This window comes from Leekyejoonella antrihumi (assembly GCF_007845645.1).
Lineage (GTDB): Bacteria > Actinomycetota > Actinomycetes > Actinomycetales > Dermatophilaceae > Leekyejoonella > Leekyejoonella antrihumi.
In genome coordinates this window covers 73950-90883 of sequence record NZ_VCQV01000023.1, presented here as the reverse complement: position 1 = coordinate 90883, position 16934 = coordinate 73950, and the positions used below count along the sequence as shown (strand labels likewise).

The window sequence follows — 16934 nt, the reverse complement described above, 5'->3', positions numbered from 1 at the left end:
ACTCGTGGAAACGCTGGGCAGACCAGCAGATACCGAACGCCCCGCAGCCACCCGCCCACCGTGAGCAGCCCCGGCACCGTCAAAGAGCCGATCCTGCCGATCACTCCACGGATCGAGGCTAAGACCCGCATCGTGCCGGTCCACGGTCGCCGTGGCAGTCCGCCCCGGACGATCCGTCAATCGGCGACGCGGTCGTTTGTCTCGTCGCCGGCGATGCTCCCGCATGCGGGCACCTATGTGGACCGGAGCGCGTGTATCCCTCTGCTGGAGCTGACGATTGCTGTTAGCGAGGCGAGGCATCCGACCGCAAGTGCAACGGCGACCGGGATCGCGCTGTTCGCGAGGGTTGCATCGCCTGCGATGAGTGCAGCTGCCAGCGAGCACCCCGTGAGGGCGGCGAGGGTGAGTGCCACCGCCGCGGTCAGACGAGTCGGGTTACGCAGCTCTGCCGCGCCCGGTTCCAACCGGGACAGCGCCAGGGCCGGACCAATGCCAAGGCAGCAGATGAACGCTGCGAAACCGATCAGCCATAGCACCGTGGCCGTGATGAAAAGCCCTGAAGGATGGGCGACCTGCTCCGCGCGGTTGTTGGAGGCTATGCCGAGCCAGAGAAGGCCAATTGCCTCGATCAGGCCGAGTGTCAGCGTAGGCATCAGAGGGCGCAGCGATGTCCAGGCGCGTGCTCGTACGGCGGGAACGACGATGCGGAACACCACTGACGCAGCACCAAGAAGCACAAGCGCCCAACCGAGGAAGAAGAGCACATCGGCGATGCCCAGTAGGGTGCGGACGCTGCTCGAGGTGCCGGCCGAAGGCGGGTCCAGGAGCGCGCGGTTCATCGCTGGGACTATGAGAAAGCCGGCGCACCAGGTGACCCAGGTGGTTGCTGTCGTGGCTCGTAATCGACCTTCTATGCCGTGGCAGGGTGGCTGGGCCCAGGCACGGATGGCCCCGTACAACAAATCGATGCTCGTCCTTGAGGTGGCCGGCAGATCCTCGACGAGCCCTGACAACTCTTTCCCGTACCGGGCCCGAAACGATGGCGGGTACGCGCGCAGCGCCAGGCTGGTTAGTGCAGTCATGGCTGAACCGTTCGAAGCTGAGTGAGCCCGCGTACAGCGAAGGCGCGCATTGCCTCCAGACGTTGGGCCAGCAGCGCCGAGCCGGCAGCGGTGATCTCATACGGTCGACGCCGATCCTCCTCGGGCAACGCCCGGACGTGACCACGCTGTTCCAAGCGAGCCAGCGCCGCGTAGAGCGTGCCCGGCCCGAGCGTGATCCCCACCGCGTCTTCGGTGTCCTGCACGATCGCGTACCCGTGCTTAGGCCCCGACACCAAACTTCCCAAGATCAGTAACGCGGGATCCGACCACGCCACGTCATCCTTACGTCGAGCCATGTCACTACCTCCGTTTCCCGTAGTACGTGAAACGTAGCATACTCCCGCTCACCCGTCTTCGTGGTCGCGGTGCTGAGTGATGTTCAGCTTGGTGGAGTGTGATTGACCATCCAGCGAATTCCGTAGCGATCCAGGGTGACGCCCCAGTACGCACCCCACGGCATCTGTGCCATCGGGGATCCTTCGGAGCCACCGGTCGACAGGGCGGCGTAAAGCCGGTCTGCCTCCTCGGTGTTGTCTGTGTCGACACACAGCGTGGTGTTGTTGCCGATCCGGGTCTGCTGGCCCATCGACTCGAGCATGTCGGTGGCCATCAGCACGTGTCCGGCAGCGATGGGTAGCTCGGCATGCATCACCAAGTGCTGCTCGTCAGCAGGAAGGTCACCGGGCCCGACGGCGGGCATGTCCGAATAACGGATCAGGCTGGAGATCTTCGTGCCGAAGGTCTCCGCGTAGAACGTGCACGCTTCCTCCGCCTGGCCATTGAAGTTCAGGTAGGTGTTCACACGGGCCATCGGGTGCCTCCTTGCTCAAGGGCGCGGTAGCGCCCTACCGACATCCAGGATGACAGCGACGCCACCGTGAAGGCAATGGTTTCCGTCGGCTGAGCCGACGGTCACCCGCCCCGGCAAGCGGGTCGCCATCGTTCACCGGTCGGACCAGTGCAGAGCCGAGACCATCCACTGGGCAAGCGCGGCCTGTTCGGGCCGACCCGCGCTGCGTGGAGCGAACCGTGGTACGGATGGTGGGGTTCTGAGCCGCCCCATCACGCCCCCGTCTTCGTGCTCACTCACCACGCCCGCGAACCGATCGAGATGGCGGGCGGGACCACTTCCACTTCGCCACCGGCTTCGAGCCCGTCGAGGTGCTCCACTCGCCGCTCACAACCCATATCCGGTGCCGCAGACGCAGCGAGGGCTGAGTAGCAACTGCCCTCGGGCGTCGCAGACGAGCCCTCCTCAACTGGACGGCGGCTGATCCAGGTCATGGCCGGCGTGTTCGCTCGCAGCCAGATTTTGATACATCACGTGCAGGCCGACCAGGCCATGCTCTCGGTGATTGAAAGCCTGCGGCACCGTGGTGAGGATGTGAAAGCCCAACGCCTCCCACAGATGAACCGCGCCAGTATTGGTCTCGACGACCGCGTTGAATTGCATGCTGCGGTAGCCCGCCGAACGAGCCCACTGCAAAACCTCCTCGCCCAGCGCACGGCCCACGCCCCGACCGGAGTGCCTTGGATCAACCATGAAGCTGGCGGTGGCGACGTGCGAGCCGCGGCCGGGCCGGTTCGGGCCCATCTTGGCCGAGCCCAGGACGAGGTCGCCCTCGACAGCCACCACGGTCCGGCCCGGACGCTGCTCCATCCACCATGGCCGGGCCTGTTCGAACGAGAGGTGCTCGGGGTAGGCATAGGTGTTGCCTGCGGCGACGATGGCGGAGAAGAACGGGTAGATGCTGGCCCAGTCCTGGTCCGCGGCGTCTCGAATGATCACGATCGAGACTGTAGTCAGAGGACCCGGGACCAGGCCAGTGCCACCCCGGTAGCGGCGACGGGAACGTCGTCGCCGGCAGCGGCAAGCGCATCATTCGCGCCCAGATGAACCTGCGGACCGGCACCGTCACCACCTACAAGGAAGTTCGCCAACCCGAAGGGACTGCTGTCCGTCAACTGACACCGCCCGAAGAACGGGCATCCGCCGGGTAGCCTGAGGTATCCGCCAGGGTGAGGAGCGAAAATGCCGATCAGCACCCGGTTCAGCGAACGCTTCGGTCTTCGCCATCCCGTGATGCTCGCGCCGATGGCGACGGTCGCGGACGGGCACTTGGCCGCCTCGGTCACCGCCGCGGGCGGGCTGGGCACGGTCGGTGGAGGCTACGGCAACGCCGACTGGTTGGAGCGCGAGCTGACCGCGGCCGGTCCGCATGCCGCCTGCGGGTTCATCACCTGGTCACTGGCCGAGCAACCCCACCTCCTTGACCTCGCGCTGGCCCACGCACCGGCCGGACTCGTGCTGTCCTTCGGCGACCCCGCCCCATTTGCCAATGCGATACGGGGCGCAGGGATCCCACTGATCTGCCAGGTGCAGACCCTTGCGTTGGCTCAGTCCGCGCTCGACGCCGGTGCCGACGTGCTGGTTGCGCAGGGTGCCGAGGCGGGCGGCCACGGCGCGGCCCGGGGCACCTTCGCCCTGGTGCCGGCGGTGGTGGACCTGGTCCACCACCAGTCACCGGACACCTTGGTGCTGGCGGCCGGAGGGATCGCCGACGGGCGGGGCCTGGCCGCTGGGCTGATGCTCGGCGCGGACGGTGTGCTGGTCGGTAGTCGGTTCTATGCATCGGTCGAGTCTCCGGTGCCGGCGGAGCTCAAGCAGCGAGTCGTCCGGACCGGGGGCGACCAGACGATGCGCACCACCGTGTTCGACGTCGCTCGCGGTTTGGACTGGCCGCAGCCCTTCGATGCACGGGTGGCCGGCAACCAGTTCACCGATGACTGGCATGGCGCGGAGGCCGAGCTCGCGAGGTCGGCGCCCGCCCAGATGGCCCGCTACGAGCAGGCGGTCGCCGACCACGACCCGAGCGTCGCAGCGGTGTTCACCGGCGAGGACGCCGACCTGATCCACGAGGTCGAGCCGGTCGCGACGCTGATCGAACGAATGGTCCACGATGCCGAGCGCACGCTGCGCACGGCCGCCGGGCAATGCACTGACTCTGCCACCTGAGAGCGCCGCCACCCACTGCGCCAGACATCTACATAGATGACGAATATAGTGTGGGTATGAGGTTGGCTCCGCGGCTCGCGCAAGCAACCGAGACGATCGAGGCAACGCGCATGCACCGGGAAGTCCCCAGCAAGGTCACCACCACGTCTACGACGAAGCAGGTCTCGTGACCGTCTCCGGGGCCGGCGGCGCTCCGCCCAGCCCGTTCCGCCAGCCGAAGGCCGTCTGGGCAGTCGCATTCGCCTGCGTGATCTCGTTCATGGGTATCGGCCTGGTCGACCCGATCCTGCCGTCGCTGGCCGGCGAGCTGCACGCCAGCCCCAGCCAGGTGGAGCTGCTGTTCACGAGCTACCTGGTGGTCACCGCAGTCATGATGCTCGTCACCGGCTGGGTGTCCAGCCGGCTCGGCGCCAAGCGCACCCTGGTCGCCGGGCTGGTGCTGATCGTGATCTTCGCGGCAGCGGCCGGCTCGTCCGGCGGGATCGACGGCATCGTCGGGTTCCGGGCCGGCTGGGGCCTGGGCAACGCCCTGTTCATCGCCACGTCGCTGTCGGTGATCGTCAGCTCGGCCAGCGGCGGGTTCACCGGCGCGATCGTGCTGTATGAGTCGGCGCTGGGCATCGGCATCGCCTCCGGGCCCATCCTCGGCGGCGAGCTCGGTTCCATCAGCTGGCGGGCGCCGTTCTTCGGGGTCGCCGCGCTGATGGCCATCTCGCTGATCGCGACCCTGGTGCTGCTGCCCAAGACGCCCGCGCCGGCGCGCAAGGAGAGCATCACCGAACCGATCAAGGCCCTGAGGCGCCGCAGCCTGGCGACGACGAGCGCCGTCGGACTGCTCTACAACTGGGGCTTTTTCACGATGCTCGGCTACTCGCCGTTCCTGATGCGCCCGATCTCCCCACCACAGCTCGGCCTGGTGTTCTGCGGCTGGGGCATCCTTGTTGCGATCTTCGCGATCTGGGGCGCACCGCGGCTGCGGCGCCGGTTCGGCACGCCGAAGACGCTCTACGTCAACTTCGTGCTGATGGCCATCGACATCGCCGCCATCGGCGTCTGGTGGGACCACAAGACGGTGGTGATCGCGGCGGTGATCATCTCGGGCGCGTTCATCGGAATGAACAACACCCTGGTGACCACGGCGGTCATGAGCATCGCGCCGGTCGAGCGCCCGGTCGCATCGGCAACCTACGGCTTCGTGCGGTTCATCGGCGGAGGGCTCGCGCCGTTCGTAGCCAGCAAGCTGGTCGAGCACTACAACGCGACACTGCCATTCGTCATCGGTGCCGGCACCCTCGTGGCCGCCGCGCTGGTGCTGGCCACCGTGCACCGTCAGCTGGACGCGGTCGACCGCGGGCAGGTCATCCAGCCCGAGCCGGTCGATCGGGACCTCGATGCACGCGGAGTCAGTGACCGGCCCGCCAGCGTCTGACCCCGGCCCGTTCCGGCCCGATGGGTCTGAGGCGATCTGTTCGGCTCGTGACACAAGGTCATTCGGCGCCTCTGAGACACCACCAAATGGACGACAGTCCGCCGGCGATAAAGTTGCGGTATCCGCTACCAGACTCGAGTGCCTACACATGCCTGTATACGAAAGCCTGACCGAGATCGTCGGTCGCACTCCCCTGCTCGCACTTAACCGCTTCGCGCCGGACAACCCTGCGCGGCTGCTCGCCAAGCTCGAGTTCTACAACCCGCTGGCGAGCATCAAGGATCGAACGGGACTCTCCATTGTGCGCGCGGCCGAGGCCGACGGCCGGCTCAAACCGGGCGGGACGATCGTGGAGGCAACCTCCGGAAACACCGGCATCGCGCTCGCCTGGATCGGCGCAGCGCTGGGCTACCGAGTCGTGCTGGTGCTGCCGGACGACATGTCCCAAGAGCGGCTCCTGCTGCTGCGCGCCCTGGGCGCCGAGGTCGAGTTCACGCCGGGCGCCGATGGTATGGCCGGCTCCAACGGGCGGGCCAATGAGATCATCGAAGCCGACCCGACGGCCTTCTTGTCCGGCCAGGGCGGCAATCCGGCCAACCCGGCCATCCACGAGGCGACGACGGGGCCGGAGATCTGGGCCGACACCGAAGGCGAGGTCGACGTCATCGTCGCTGCCACCGGCACCGGCGGCAGCCTGTCGGGAACGGGTCGCTTCCTGCGCACCAAGAACCCGGGCGTGCAGATCATCGGCGTCGAGCCGAACGAGGCACCGGTGCTCAACGGTGGCGCCTGGCAGCCACACAAGATCCAGGGCATCACCGGCGGCGACGGTGTGCCGCCGACCACGGACATGGAGCTCATCGACGAGGTCGTCCGGATCCCGCAGGACACCGCGATCGAGGTTGCGCGGGAGGCGATGCGGATCGAGGGCCTGATGGTCGGAATCTCGTCCGGGGCGGTGTTGGAAGCCATGCGTCGACTCGGCCGGCGTCCTGAACTGCAGGGCAAGACGATCGTCGGCCTCCTCGCGGACACCGGCGAGCGGTACCTGTCCACCGAGCTGTTCGACCACGTCCGGTCCTGACCGTCGAAAGACTGTCGCGTAATGGAACACCTCGCAGGTCCGGCCCCGCTGTGGGAACCGACCGATCAGACTGTCGCAGGCGCGCGGGTCACCGCGTTCCGTCATTTCGCGCAACACCGCACTGGGCGTGAGCTTCCCGACTACGACGCGCTGTGGACGTGGTCGACCACGGACCTCGCCGAGTTCTGGTCGGCCGTCTGGGACTACTACGGCGTCGGTGAGATGTTCGGCGCCTACCGGAAGGTCCTGGACGACGAACGGATGCCCGGCTCGCGGTGGTTCACCGAGGCACGAGTCAACTTCGCGGAATACGCCTTGTCGAAGGGCGCGGCGGCCGAGGTGGCCATCGCCGGCGCCACCGAGTCCGGTGGGCGCATCGAGCTGACGTGGGCGCAGCTGCGTGCCCAGGTGGCGTCCGTGGCTCAGTGGTACCGCGATCGTGGTGTGGGACGCGGCGACAGGGTCGTCGGCTACCTGCCCAACATCCCGGAGGCCATCGTCGCGATGCTCGCGGCCGCCGCCATCGGCGCGATCTGGTCGAGCGTCGGGCAGGACTACGCCCCCGCGGCCGCCACGGACAGGTTCGGCCCGTTGGAACCGCGCGTGCTCGTCACGACGGACGGCTACCGGTATGCCGGTGCGGAGCTGGACCGCCGCCAGGCGATCACGCAGGTGCTGGCCGGGCTGCCCACAGTGACCGATGCCCTCGTCATCGAACGGCTCACCGATGGCCACCTCGACCATCCGGGAGTGGGGCACTGGGCCGACGTGGTTGCGCAACCTGCCGAGCCGTACTTCCTGCGAGTCGGCTTCGACGGCCCGTTGTGGGTGCTCTTCTCTTCCGGGACAACAGGATTGCCCAAGGGCATGGTGCAGTCCCACGGAGGCATCCTGCTCGAGCAGCTGAAACTGTTGGGTCTGCACGCGGACCTGGGGCCGCAGGATCGCTTCTTCTGGTTCACCTCCCCGTCCTGGGTCATGTGGAACATTCAGCTCTCCGGGCTCCTGACCGGTGCGAGCGTCGTCTGCTACGACGGGTCACCGACGTATCCGGATGCACGCACCCTCTGGCGGCTGGTCGCCGACCTGCGCGTGACCAGCTTCGGCTCCAGTCCCGGTTATCTGCAGGCATCTCGCGATGTCGGCATGCGGCCTGCCATCGACCTGGACCTGTCGGCATTGCGTGCACTGTGGGCGACCGGGTCCCCTATCAGTCCCTCCACCCACGCCTGGGCCGTCGAAAGTTCGGGAGGGCTGCCGTTGTTCTCGATCAGCGGCGGCACCGACATCTGCAGCGCGTTCTGTGGCGGCGTCCCCACCCGGCCGATCTGGCCCGGCGAGCTCTCGGTCCGCAATCTCGGTGTCGCCATGGACGCCTGGGACCCGGCTGGGCAACCGCTGCGTGACATCGTAGGGGAGCTGGTCATGACCCGTCCGCTGCCGTCGATGCCGGTGTCATTCTGGAACGACCCGGCGGGTATTCGCTACCACGACTCCTATTTCGACGCCTACCCCGGCGTGTGGCGGCACGGCGACTGGATCACGGTGACCGACCGCGGCAGCGTGGTCATCCACGGTCGCTCCGACGCCACGCTCAACCGGCATGGCGTGCGAATGGGCAGCGCCGACATCTACCACGTCGTCGAGGACATCGACGACGTCCAGGAGTCGCTGGTCCTCGGGATCGAGCAGCCCGACGGGGGCTACTGGATGCCGCTGTTCGTGGTGCCGACCAGTGGGTCAACCCTCGATGACGCCCTGCGAGACCGCATTCGCGCGGCGATTCGCCAGAAGGTGTCACCTCGTCATGTGCCGGACGAGATCATCCAGCTCGCGGCGCTCCCGCACACGCGCACCGGCAAGCGGCTCGAGGTGCCGCTCAAGCGGATCCTTCAAGGTGCATCGACCGGCGAGGTGCTGCAACGCACGGCCGTGGACGATCCCGACCTGCTGCAACCGTTCCTCGACCTGGCCAGAGCACGCCGGACAGAGGCATCTGCGGCCTCCACCTGAGTCTCACGAAGTCGTGCTGTCGGACCAACAGGACTCGACAGCCGCGGACCGACCCAATGTCCCGACATACCAGGGACTGTGGACCCATGCCGTGCGCCGACTCCTGTTCGTGTGACACCTCACCTCGTCGGGCTCCACGGGTGACCACGCCGTGCGTCGGACACCCGATTGCGGCGTTTCAGGAGGTGAAGGTACATTTCTACCAGGTCCGGTAGAAAGGTATATTTGTGGGTCTCAACATCAAGAACGAGCGAGTGCACGCGCTCGCAAAAGAGGTGTCCCGACGCACCGGCAAAACCCAGACGAGCGCGATCGAGGAGGCACTGGAACGCATGCTGGAGCAGTTGGCGAGCGCCGAGGGCGACGCTGCACGGCACGACCGACTGCGGCGACTGGTCATCGATGCACAGGCTGCCGCCGACAGTGAGAGCGAGCCGGCTGCGCGACAGCTGCAGAATGATCTGTATGACGAGCACGGCCTACCGAAGTGATCGTCGACACCTCGGTCCTGGTCTGCCTGCATGAGGGCGAGCCGGATGCCGATCAGTTCCTGTCCGCCATGCTCGACGCCACACACCTGCGGATGTCTGCCGGCACCCTCATCGAGACGTGCCTCGTTCTCGACTCACGAGCGCCCCTGCGCACGTCCCGGCGGCTCGACCAACTGCTCGCCGATCTACAGCTGACGGTCGTCCCGGTCGACGAGGAGCAGGCGGTGATCGCACGCGCCGCCTATCGCGACTACGGGAACGGCTCAGGACATCCCGCCGGCCTGAACTTTGGCGACTGCTTCGCCTACACACTCGCGAGACTCACCCGGGAACCCCTCCTGTTCAAGGGCGACGACTTCAGCCACACCGATATCACCGCAGCCCTGCCTCGATAACGATCGCACAGAGGAGTTCCGCGTCATGGACGCTATTTCGAGGTGGGTGCCCAACCGGCGAGATTGACCTGGGCCCTGTGGTGCTCGCCCTTCTCGATCAGGTCGACCACTCCAAGGGCATAGTCCGCGGCGGAGATCGCGCCGCCGTCCTCGGGCTGGACCGCGATGTCGTCGCCGAGCCGATAGCGGCGGAGTCGTTCGCTGGGCAGGTGTGCGCCGAACTCGAGCGCCGGGCTCACGAAGACCCAGTCGAGCGTCGCTGGAGTAGCCGGGAGGTCCTCAATGATGAGCGCGGCTCCGGCGAGGATCTCGTCGTGCAGCTCTGCGGGGACACCGCTGAGGTCGGTGACGAAGCGATCCGCGTCGGGCGCCGGGCGCAGCGACGAGTAGCCGCCGACCACGAACAGGCGCGCGCCGGCGGCGTCGGCCAGCCGTGCGATGGTGCGGTAGGCGTCGCGAAAGGCTCCGGCCAGCGGGCCGCGTGGGGCGAGTGCGCCCACGACAACGTCTGCGCCGCCGATGGGTGCCGCGAGCGTTGCCTCGACGGTGGCGTCGCCTTGGACATAGGTCACGTTCGGAACTGGCAGGTCGGGAAGCTCGCGGCTCAGTGCGGTGACCCGATGACCGCGAGCAGCGGCCTCCGCGACGATGGCCGAGCCGGCATAGCCGGTGCCGCCGATGACGGTGATGCGTGACATGAGGTGTCTTTCTACGGGACGGGTGGCGTCGGACGACGCCCTTGGTTACCGTATGAGTGCAGGTCTCCAATGGGAAGAAGGCACTTTGTGGTAACCACCTCGGTCGAGCCCCCGCTTCGCGGCAGTCCCTACCGCGCTGGCTGCCCGACCCGCCGCATCCTGGATCGCATTGGCGACCGCTGGACGGTCCTCATCGTGGGCGCCCTCTGGGACGGCAGCGCTCGCTTCTCGGAGTTGCGCCGACGCATTGAGGGCATCTCGCAGAAGATGCTCACCCAGACCCTCCGCGGGCTCGAACGGGACGGCCTCGTGCGTCGCACCGTCTACCCCGAGGTTCCGGTCCGTGTCGAGTACACGCTCACCGAGGCGGGCCGCTCCCTACGCGAGCCGCTGCGCGCGCTGGAGGAATGGTCGATCACGCACCTCGGTGACGTATCGGCGTCGCAAGAAGCCTACGACCGCGCGGACTGACTTCTCCTGGCTCGACCTGGCCGATGACCAACTCGGCCGGCTCGACGGGCGACAGCTCTCGAGCCGCAATCGCGGGCAAACGCAGCGTCTCGGGATTGACGGAGGGCCCGCGTGTATTCCCTTGCAGCTCCTATCGATACGAAATCTGGACGCACTGTTGCGGCCGATCTTGTCAGGCGAAGGACCCCCACCGACACGCACACCGCTGAGCAAGTCAGGGACTCCCCTGCATGCAGTGCGTCACCCAATCGTCTTGACCTGTGGCCAAAGGCGTTTCCACGACTCAGTCCGTCCGGAGCACGACCGTACTGGAGCTCCGGCCTCGGAGTTGTCGACGCCGCGGGGCTGTGCAGCCTGGCCCGCAGGGTGCAGCCGGCAAACCACGAACGCAGCTACCAGGATGCCGCAGCGGAACCGGCGCCGCAGCCGCCGGCGCGCCCAGTCCAGCACGGGTTCCGCTCCGGCAGCCACCAAGGCGGGATAGAACGCCGCCGGATAGTAGGCCTTGCCCCGCCGTTGGCGATGTTCTGGGCGACGACCAGCTGCGGCCACCCGTGCGTTGCCTGCCAGACGAGGTTCGGTGCGGCGAGCACGACCGCGATCAGTGTCCCCACCGACGGCTTCGCACCGGTCAACGGACGCCCGGGGCCGCAGATCAGGATGCCGCCAAGGCAACAGATCAGCACCAGAGAGGCAAGCACCTTGATCTCCATGGCAACCCCAGTGAGCACACCGAAGCCGATCCACGGGGACCACCGTTGCGGTGTCGCCTGCCACGCCTTGACCAGCATCCACAGGACCGCTGCGGCGGTCAGCATGTCGAAGGTGGTGGTCTCGAACAAATGCCCGGTCGCGGGGACGATCGCGAGCATAGCGGTCGCCCCCGATGCCGCAACCTGATGAGCTCGCGAGCCCCCCCATGTCCCGGGCGATCAGGGCGGCGACCACGGTGTAGCCACCGACGGCCATCGCGGGAAGGATTCGGAACGCCCAGAGATTGGCGCCCACCACCACATTCCACCCGGCAGCAAGGTAGGGCACCAGCATCGGACTGTCCGGGGCAGCCACCGCAGGGTGCTGGCCGGTGACCACGAAGTAGTACTCGTCCCGGTGAAAGCCGTACCGCCCGGCCACCGTCAGCACACCGGCCACCAAGACTCCGGCGATCACCAGCACTCCGGCCGGAGGGCGCCGCACGGCAGCGTTCCCGGCTCGGACCGTCACTCCCTCAGCGTAGTCACAGAGCCTGCGTGTATGCGGAGTAGTCGAGCGCGCCCGGAGCAAAACCTGCTCTGGTGTAGAGCCGCCCGGCGGCCGAGTCTGCCTCGGCGACGATCACCAGTTCCTCGACGCCCCGATCGAACCCCCACTCCGCGGCGACACTCAGCAGGTGGCGCGCCAGACCCCGACGCCGATGCCCGACTGCGGTGAGGACCGACTGGTATCGGGCGCAGTCGCCGAGGTCGACGATGCCGAGCGATGCGGCGAGCGCGCCCTCCGGGGTGAACGCACCGAACCAGGCCGCCTGCTGACGGTCCACCAGGTCCCGCCGCGCGGCAACCTGATTGGCCATAAAGCTGCGGTACTCATCCGCCGGATACTCACCGGTCAGGTCGTTTTCGGCAAGCTCGCCCGCAGTCCGGGCACCCCAGTCCAGATCGGACAGCAGCGGCCGAACCGCATACCCCTGGGCCAGCGGCGTGACTGCGGGCGCCATCCGACACGTCAGCGACTCCGCCACCTCGATCTTGAGACCGTCCCGCGCCCACGAGGCTCCCTCGGGTCTGCGAGGCAGCCCTATCGCGCGATGGGCCGCCTGAGGGAATTCGGCTTCAAAGACCTGCAGCCAGTGTGCACTGTCGTCGACGTCGCCACTGACCACCTGCACAAAGTTGCCCCAGTGATAGACCGGGTTGGTCGGCGTGCGCACCACAAGGTGGTCGCCACGGGCCTCGATCGTCGTGCCGGTGAGCACCGCTATGCGCAGATCCGTGCGGGTCGACGACGGCAGGTGCTTGAGCATCGCACCAACCTAGCAAGGCGGATGCCGCGGAGTCGCGGGGTTTAGTGCGCACGCGGGCTTCCTTCCGCGACGTCCGTGCACTTCACCAACAGGACTCGCCAACCTCAGTCGGCGAATCCCGGTATTCCGGGCCTGATCTCAACATCCGCGAGCACGACTCCTGTCCGGATGACGCACGAAGGCGAGCCCGAGGCCGACCCGTAAGCCATTGCCGCCGGTGCCTGCCTGGACTAGCCTTGGCACTCGATCACCAGTTCGGGAGGACTTCATGGGCATCGCCGCCAGGTGCGACGGCTAGCGCGGGCATTGCCGTCTCATGGAGCCGCATCAGCTCAGCCGGACGCAGGCTCGCCGCATCGCGGTGCAGGCTCAACTGCTCGACGCCCCCCTTCGTGACGACCTGCTGGACGTGGTGCGGCACCTGACACTGGTGCAGGTCGAGCCCACAGCGGCGGTTGCGCCCAGCGCGGACCTGGTGATGTGGAGCAGGTTGGGCGCGGCCTACCACCCGGGCGACCTCGACGCGGCCCACCTGCGCGGGTCACTGGTTGAGCTGCGAGCCCGACTGCGACCCGCACCCGATATCGCGCTCTACCGGGCCGAGATGGCAGCCTGGCCAGGAGTGGGCGAGCAGCTGAAGTGGCAGACCGATCAACGCGACTGGGTCCTGGCGAACGACGACTGCCGGCGCGACATCCTCCAGGTGCTCTACGACGACGGTCCGTTGCCGTCTATCGCGTTGCCCGACACGACCCTTGTGCCGTGGGCATCCAGCGGCTGGACCAACGACCGCAATGTGCGCACCCTCCTGGATCTGATGGTGCAACGCGGCGAGGTGGCGCGGGCCGGCTATGACGGGCGCACGCCGCTGTGGGACCTCGCCGAGCGGGTGTATCCCGATGAGCCTGCGGTGCCGCTGCGTGAGGCGAATCGGATCCGAGCGGTCCGCACCCTGCGCGCCCTGGGGATCGCCCGCTCGCGCACCGTCCGCCTGAAGGACGAGCTCGAGCAGGTCGGCTCGGTCGGCGAACCCGCGGTGATCGATGGCGTGCGAGGCACCTGGCGTGTCGACCCGGCCTACCTGGATCGTCCGTTCAAGGGCCGGACCGTGCTGCTCTCACCGCTCGACCGTCTGGTCTTCGACCGCAAACGGATGGCCGAGATCTTCCAATTCGACTACCAGTTAGAGATGTACAAGCCTGCCAGCACACGACGTTGGGGATACTGGGCGCTCCCGATCCTGCACGGCGACCGCCTTGTCGGCAAGGTCGACGCCACCACAGACCGCAAGGCCGGGGAACTGCGCATCAACGCCATCCACGAGGATGTGCCCTTCAGCAAGACCCTGGCCACGAAGGTCCGCACACAGCTGAGAAGCCTGACCGACTGGCTGGACGTGGACCTCGCTCGACTCGGATAGAACGTACCTACCCGCGGTCCAGGCAGGTACAGACGCAGGCGCGGTTGCCCTCCGGATCGGCCAGGACCACGAACGACGGCGCCTCGCTGTCGTCGACCACCCGGCCACCGGCGGCGACGGCCGCGGAGATGCGCTGCTCGGCCAGGTCATGCGGCACCCATACGTCCAGGTGAATGCGCTGACGTGGAGTCTCGTGGGCGTCGGTGTGCTGAAACCAGAGCAACGGGACCCGGCCGTTGCCGTCTTGCACGTCGTCGCCGTCCACGTTGTCAGCGCTTCCGGTCAGCAGCGCCGCCCAGAACGGGCCGGCCCCCGCGGCATTCGCCGTGTCGAGCGCGAACTCGATCTCGGCGAGCGCGGCCGGCTGGGACTCGATCCCTTGCTGCCGGGCGATGTCACTGATCTTCCGCGCAAGGTCGACGTCTCGCTGAGTGATGCCCGAGGCGTCGTGGCTGATCAGCTTCAGATCGACATACGGGTAGGTGAGCGTGACGTCCGGATGATGGTTCGCCTCCTCCGCCGCCGCACCGACGGCCGTGACGAAGGCCAGTCCGGCCATGAAGTCGCCGGTCGCGAATCGCGCGTGCAGCGCTTGCGCGAGCCTGCGCCAGTCGGCCAGGTTGGAGTCGAGGATCTGCGTGACGGTGAGCGTATCCATCACCTCAGTATGGCCGCATGGCCTCCAGGACGGAACCGGCCGGCCAGGATGCAGCACCGGCTACGACGAGCCAAAGGGGTCAGGCTGCACCCACGACATTGGACCGGACACCGAGCTCGTCCAGCACCGATCCGATCTGGCTCGGTAGATCCACGACATGAGCGCCTGCGGCGGTCAGTGCGCTCGCCTTGGACTCGCCACTTCCGCGGGTTCCGGTGATGATGGCGCCGGCGTGGCCCATCCGGGTGTTGGGCGGCGCGCTTCGCCCGGCGATGAAGGCCACCACCGGTTTTGACATCTCGGCAACGTAGTCGGCGGCCTCCTCCTCCATGACCCCTCCGATCTCTCCAACCAGCACCACCGCCTCGGTCTGCGGGTCCTGATCCAGGGTGCGCAGTGCGTCCAGAGTCGTCGTGCCGAGGATGGGGTCCCCGCCAATCCCGATAAAGGCCGATTGCCCGTAGCCGTCAGCGACCAGGTTGAGGCAGACAAGGGTGCCCAGGCTTCCACTGCGCGAGAGCACACCGACGTTGCCTGGCTGGAAGATGTTGGCTGCCAGCCCCGGCATGATTCCCACAGCCGACTCCCCGGGAACAACAAGGCCCGCCGTGTTTGGACCCAACACTTGAGCACCGGCATCGACCGCCTCCGCCAGGATGCGCATCGTGTCCTGGTACGGAACGTGTTCGGTCAGCAGGACGATCTTTCGCACGCCCGCATGAATCGCGTCGAGGGTTGCACCGGCCGCGGCCATCGGCGGCACGAAGAGCACGCTCACGTCCAGTTTGTGGTCTCGAGCGGCCTCGCAGGCCGAGTTGTAGACCGGGACACCGTCTACGCGACGGCCGCCCTTCCCCGGGCTCGAACCGGCGACGATGTTGGTGCCGCACGCCTTCATTCGAGCGCTCCAGAACGTACCCTGCCCGCCGGTGAGGCCCTGCACGATCACTGACTCGTTCCCGTTCACCAGCATCAGGCCACCTCTTCCGGTAGAGCAGCAGCGTCGACCGCTGCCTTCACTGCGTCATCCATCCGGTCGTAGGGCTCGATGCCCAGCCGGTCCCGCACCATCGCGATGGCCTCTTCCTCACCGGTTCCGTGAATGGAGAAAGAGACCGGGATCGATGGCTTCAGCTCTTGCAGCGCGTTGACCACACCCTCGGTCATGACGTCGGTCCGAGCGAATGCCCCACAGAAGTTGACGACCAGACTCTTGACCGCCGGGTTGGTCAGGACCAGCTCCAGAGCGGGCGTGGCCTTGGTGTAGGCATCGCCACCGATCTCGAGGAAGTTCGCCGCCCGTCCGCCGTAGTAGGCCACGGCATCGAGCGTGGTCATGGTCAGGCCGGCCCCATTGGCCAGGACACCGACGCTGCCATCCAGCTCGATCAACGCCAGTCCGGCGTCGCGGGCCGCTCGCACCCGGTCGGTCCGCTCGTCCGGCAGCTCATCGGTCAGGTCCCGCACCAGGTCTCTGTGGCGAGCAAGCGCCCCCGGATCGAGTGAGATCTTGGCGTCCAGAGCCACAACGGTGCCGCCGGCGGTCAGCACCAGAGGGTTGACTTCGACAAGTTCCGCATCGACGTCGCTGTACAGCTGGTAGAGCCGCATCAGCGCCCGACCGACCGCGGCCTGCTCGCTCGCGGCGAGGTCAGTTTCGGCGAGCAGCAGCGCTGCATCGGCCGCCGTGAAGCCCTTCCGGACGTCGATCGCGCAGCGCTTCACGGAGTCCGGCGTCGCGCTGCTGACCTCCTCGATGTCCATTCCACCCTGGGTCGAGAAGATCACCGTCGGCTTCTTGCTGGCGGCATCGTTCAGCACTGCTGCGTACAGCTCTCGGGCGATGTCCGCGCTCTGCTCGACAAGTAGTGAGCTCACCCGATGCCCGGCGACTTCGGCGCCGAGCAGATCCTCCGCGGCCGAACGGACCTCTGCGACCGAGGTGGGAAAGCGGATCCCGCCGGACTTCCCTCGCTTTCCGGCCGGAATCTGACTCTTCAGAACCAGATTCGGCCCTAGCGCGCTCGCTGCTTCGGCAGCCTCATCCGGCGTGACGACGACAGTGCCACGAGGTGTGGTTAGCCCGGCATCGCGGAGAAGTCGCTTGCCCAGGTGTTCGAGAAGATTCATCAG

The 16934-nt window shown here is 67.2% G+C and carries 18 protein-coding genes and 1 pseudogene; 8 read left to right on the top strand and 11 right to left on the bottom strand.

The features are described from left to right. Positions 1-233: 233 nt before the first annotated feature. The 5 genes from FGL98_RS15790 to FGL98_RS25475 form a co-directional block, all read right to left on the bottom strand. Positions 234-839, bottom strand: a complete 606-nt coding sequence (locus FGL98_RS15790; RefSeq protein ID WP_146318167.1) for a hypothetical protein — start codon at positions 837-839, stop codon at positions 234-236. A 239-nt stretch (positions 840-1078) separates the two neighbouring features. Continuing rightward, on the bottom strand, positions 1079-1399 hold the full coding sequence (locus FGL98_RS15785; protein WP_146318165.1) for a PadR family transcriptional regulator: 321 nt from the start codon (positions 1397-1399) through the stop codon (positions 1079-1081). A gap of 83 nt (positions 1400-1482) precedes the next feature. Beyond that, positions 1483-1914 carry a VOC family protein gene (locus tag FGL98_RS15780; RefSeq protein ID WP_146318163.1) on the bottom strand — a complete coding sequence of 144 codons (432 nt, stop codon included), beginning with the start codon at positions 1912-1914 and terminating at the stop codon, positions 1483-1485. Between the two features lie 444 nt (positions 1915-2358). Further along, complete coding sequence (locus tag FGL98_RS15770; protein WP_146318161.1) at positions 2359-2892, bottom strand: GNAT family N-acetyltransferase; 534 nt, start codon at positions 2890-2892, stop codon at positions 2359-2361. A gap of 14 nt (positions 2893-2906) precedes the next feature. Beyond that, positions 2907-3068, bottom strand: a complete 162-nt coding sequence (locus FGL98_RS25475; protein ID WP_186526200.1) for a hypothetical protein — start codon at positions 3066-3068, stop codon at positions 2907-2909. A 67-nt stretch (positions 3069-3135) separates the two neighbouring features. On the opposite strand from FGL98_RS25475, the gene FGL98_RS15765 reads away from it, so the two are divergent. The 6 genes from FGL98_RS15765 to FGL98_RS15740 all read left to right on the top strand — a co-directional run bounded on the left by FGL98_RS15765 (position 3136) and on the right by FGL98_RS15740 (position 9531). Continuing rightward, positions 3136-4119: an NAD(P)H-dependent flavin oxidoreductase gene (locus FGL98_RS15765; protein ID WP_146318159.1), complete on the top strand. Its 984-nt coding sequence runs from the start codon at positions 3136-3138 to the stop codon at positions 4117-4119. Positions 4120-4285: 166 nt separating this feature from the next. Then, a complete protein-coding gene (locus tag FGL98_RS15760; RefSeq protein WP_146318157.1) occupies positions 4286-5548 on the top strand; it encodes an MFS transporter in 1263 nt (420 codons plus the stop codon). Positions 5549-5696: 148 nt separating this feature from the next. Next, positions 5697-6632: a cysteine synthase A gene (cysK, locus tag FGL98_RS15755; RefSeq protein WP_146318155.1), complete on the top strand. Its 936-nt coding sequence runs from the start codon at positions 5697-5699 to the stop codon at positions 6630-6632. A gap of 21 nt (positions 6633-6653) precedes the next feature. Then, positions 6654-8645: an acetoacetate--CoA ligase gene (locus FGL98_RS15750; protein WP_146318153.1), complete on the top strand. Its 1992-nt coding sequence runs from the start codon at positions 6654-6656 to the stop codon at positions 8643-8645. A gap of 227 nt (positions 8646-8872) precedes the next feature. Further along, on the top strand, positions 8873-9136 hold the full coding sequence (locus tag FGL98_RS15745) for a type II toxin-antitoxin system VapB family antitoxin (RefSeq protein ID WP_186526199.1): 264 nt from the start codon (positions 8873-8875) through the stop codon (positions 9134-9136). Beyond that, positions 9133-9531 carry a type II toxin-antitoxin system VapC family toxin gene (locus FGL98_RS15740; protein ID WP_146318149.1) on the top strand — a complete coding sequence of 133 codons (399 nt, stop codon included), beginning with the start codon at positions 9133-9135 and terminating at the stop codon, positions 9529-9531. The genes FGL98_RS15745 and FGL98_RS15740 overlap by 4 nt, the downstream gene beginning before the upstream one ends. 32 nt (positions 9532-9563) lie before the next feature. Here FGL98_RS15740 and FGL98_RS15735 read toward each other — a convergent pair whose 3' ends face one another. Continuing rightward, positions 9564-10229 (bottom strand): NAD(P)-dependent oxidoreductase, encoded by a 666-nt coding sequence (locus tag FGL98_RS15735; protein ID WP_146318147.1) that lies wholly within the window; start codon positions 10227-10229, stop codon positions 9564-9566. A gap of 87 nt (positions 10230-10316) precedes the next feature. On the opposite strand from FGL98_RS15735, the gene FGL98_RS15730 reads away from it, so the two are divergent. Then, entirely contained in the window at positions 10317-10700 is a 384-nt protein-coding gene (locus FGL98_RS15730; RefSeq protein ID WP_246136579.1) for a winged helix-turn-helix transcriptional regulator, read from the top strand. 392 nt (positions 10701-11092) lie between these two features. Here the strand turns inward: FGL98_RS15730 and FGL98_RS15725 are convergent. Together FGL98_RS15725 and FGL98_RS15720 are read right to left on the bottom strand one after the other, a co-directional pair. Then, positions 11093-11587 (bottom strand): annotated as a pseudogene (locus FGL98_RS15725) (glycosyltransferase family 39 protein); the annotation flags it as partial. A 350-nt stretch (positions 11588-11937) separates the two neighbouring features. Next, a complete protein-coding gene (locus FGL98_RS15720) occupies positions 11938-12723 on the bottom strand; it encodes a GNAT family N-acetyltransferase (protein ID WP_146318141.1) in 786 nt (261 codons plus the stop codon). Positions 12724-13039: 316 nt separating this feature from the next. Between FGL98_RS15720 and FGL98_RS15715 the strand changes: the two genes are divergently transcribed. Next, positions 13040-14143, top strand: coding sequence for a DNA glycosylase AlkZ-like family protein (locus tag FGL98_RS15715; protein WP_146318139.1), 1104 nt, complete (start codon positions 13040-13042; stop codon positions 14141-14143). A 7-nt stretch (positions 14144-14150) separates the two neighbouring features. Here FGL98_RS15715 and FGL98_RS15710 read toward each other — a convergent pair whose 3' ends face one another. The 3 genes from FGL98_RS15710 to FGL98_RS15700 form a co-directional block, all read right to left on the bottom strand. Then, positions 14151-14801, bottom strand: coding sequence for a 4a-hydroxytetrahydrobiopterin dehydratase (locus FGL98_RS15710; protein ID WP_146318137.1), 651 nt, complete (start codon positions 14799-14801; stop codon positions 14151-14153). 79 nt (positions 14802-14880) lie between these two features. Continuing rightward, a complete protein-coding gene (locus FGL98_RS15705; protein WP_146318135.1) occupies positions 14881-15774 on the bottom strand; it encodes a succinate--CoA ligase subunit alpha in 894 nt (297 codons plus the stop codon). Next, complete coding sequence (locus tag FGL98_RS15700) at positions 15774-16931, bottom strand: succinate--CoA ligase subunit beta (RefSeq protein ID WP_146318133.1); 1158 nt, start codon at positions 16929-16931, stop codon at positions 15774-15776. The genes FGL98_RS15705 and FGL98_RS15700 overlap by 1 nt, the downstream gene beginning before the upstream one ends. Positions 16932-16934 lie beyond the last annotated feature (3 nt).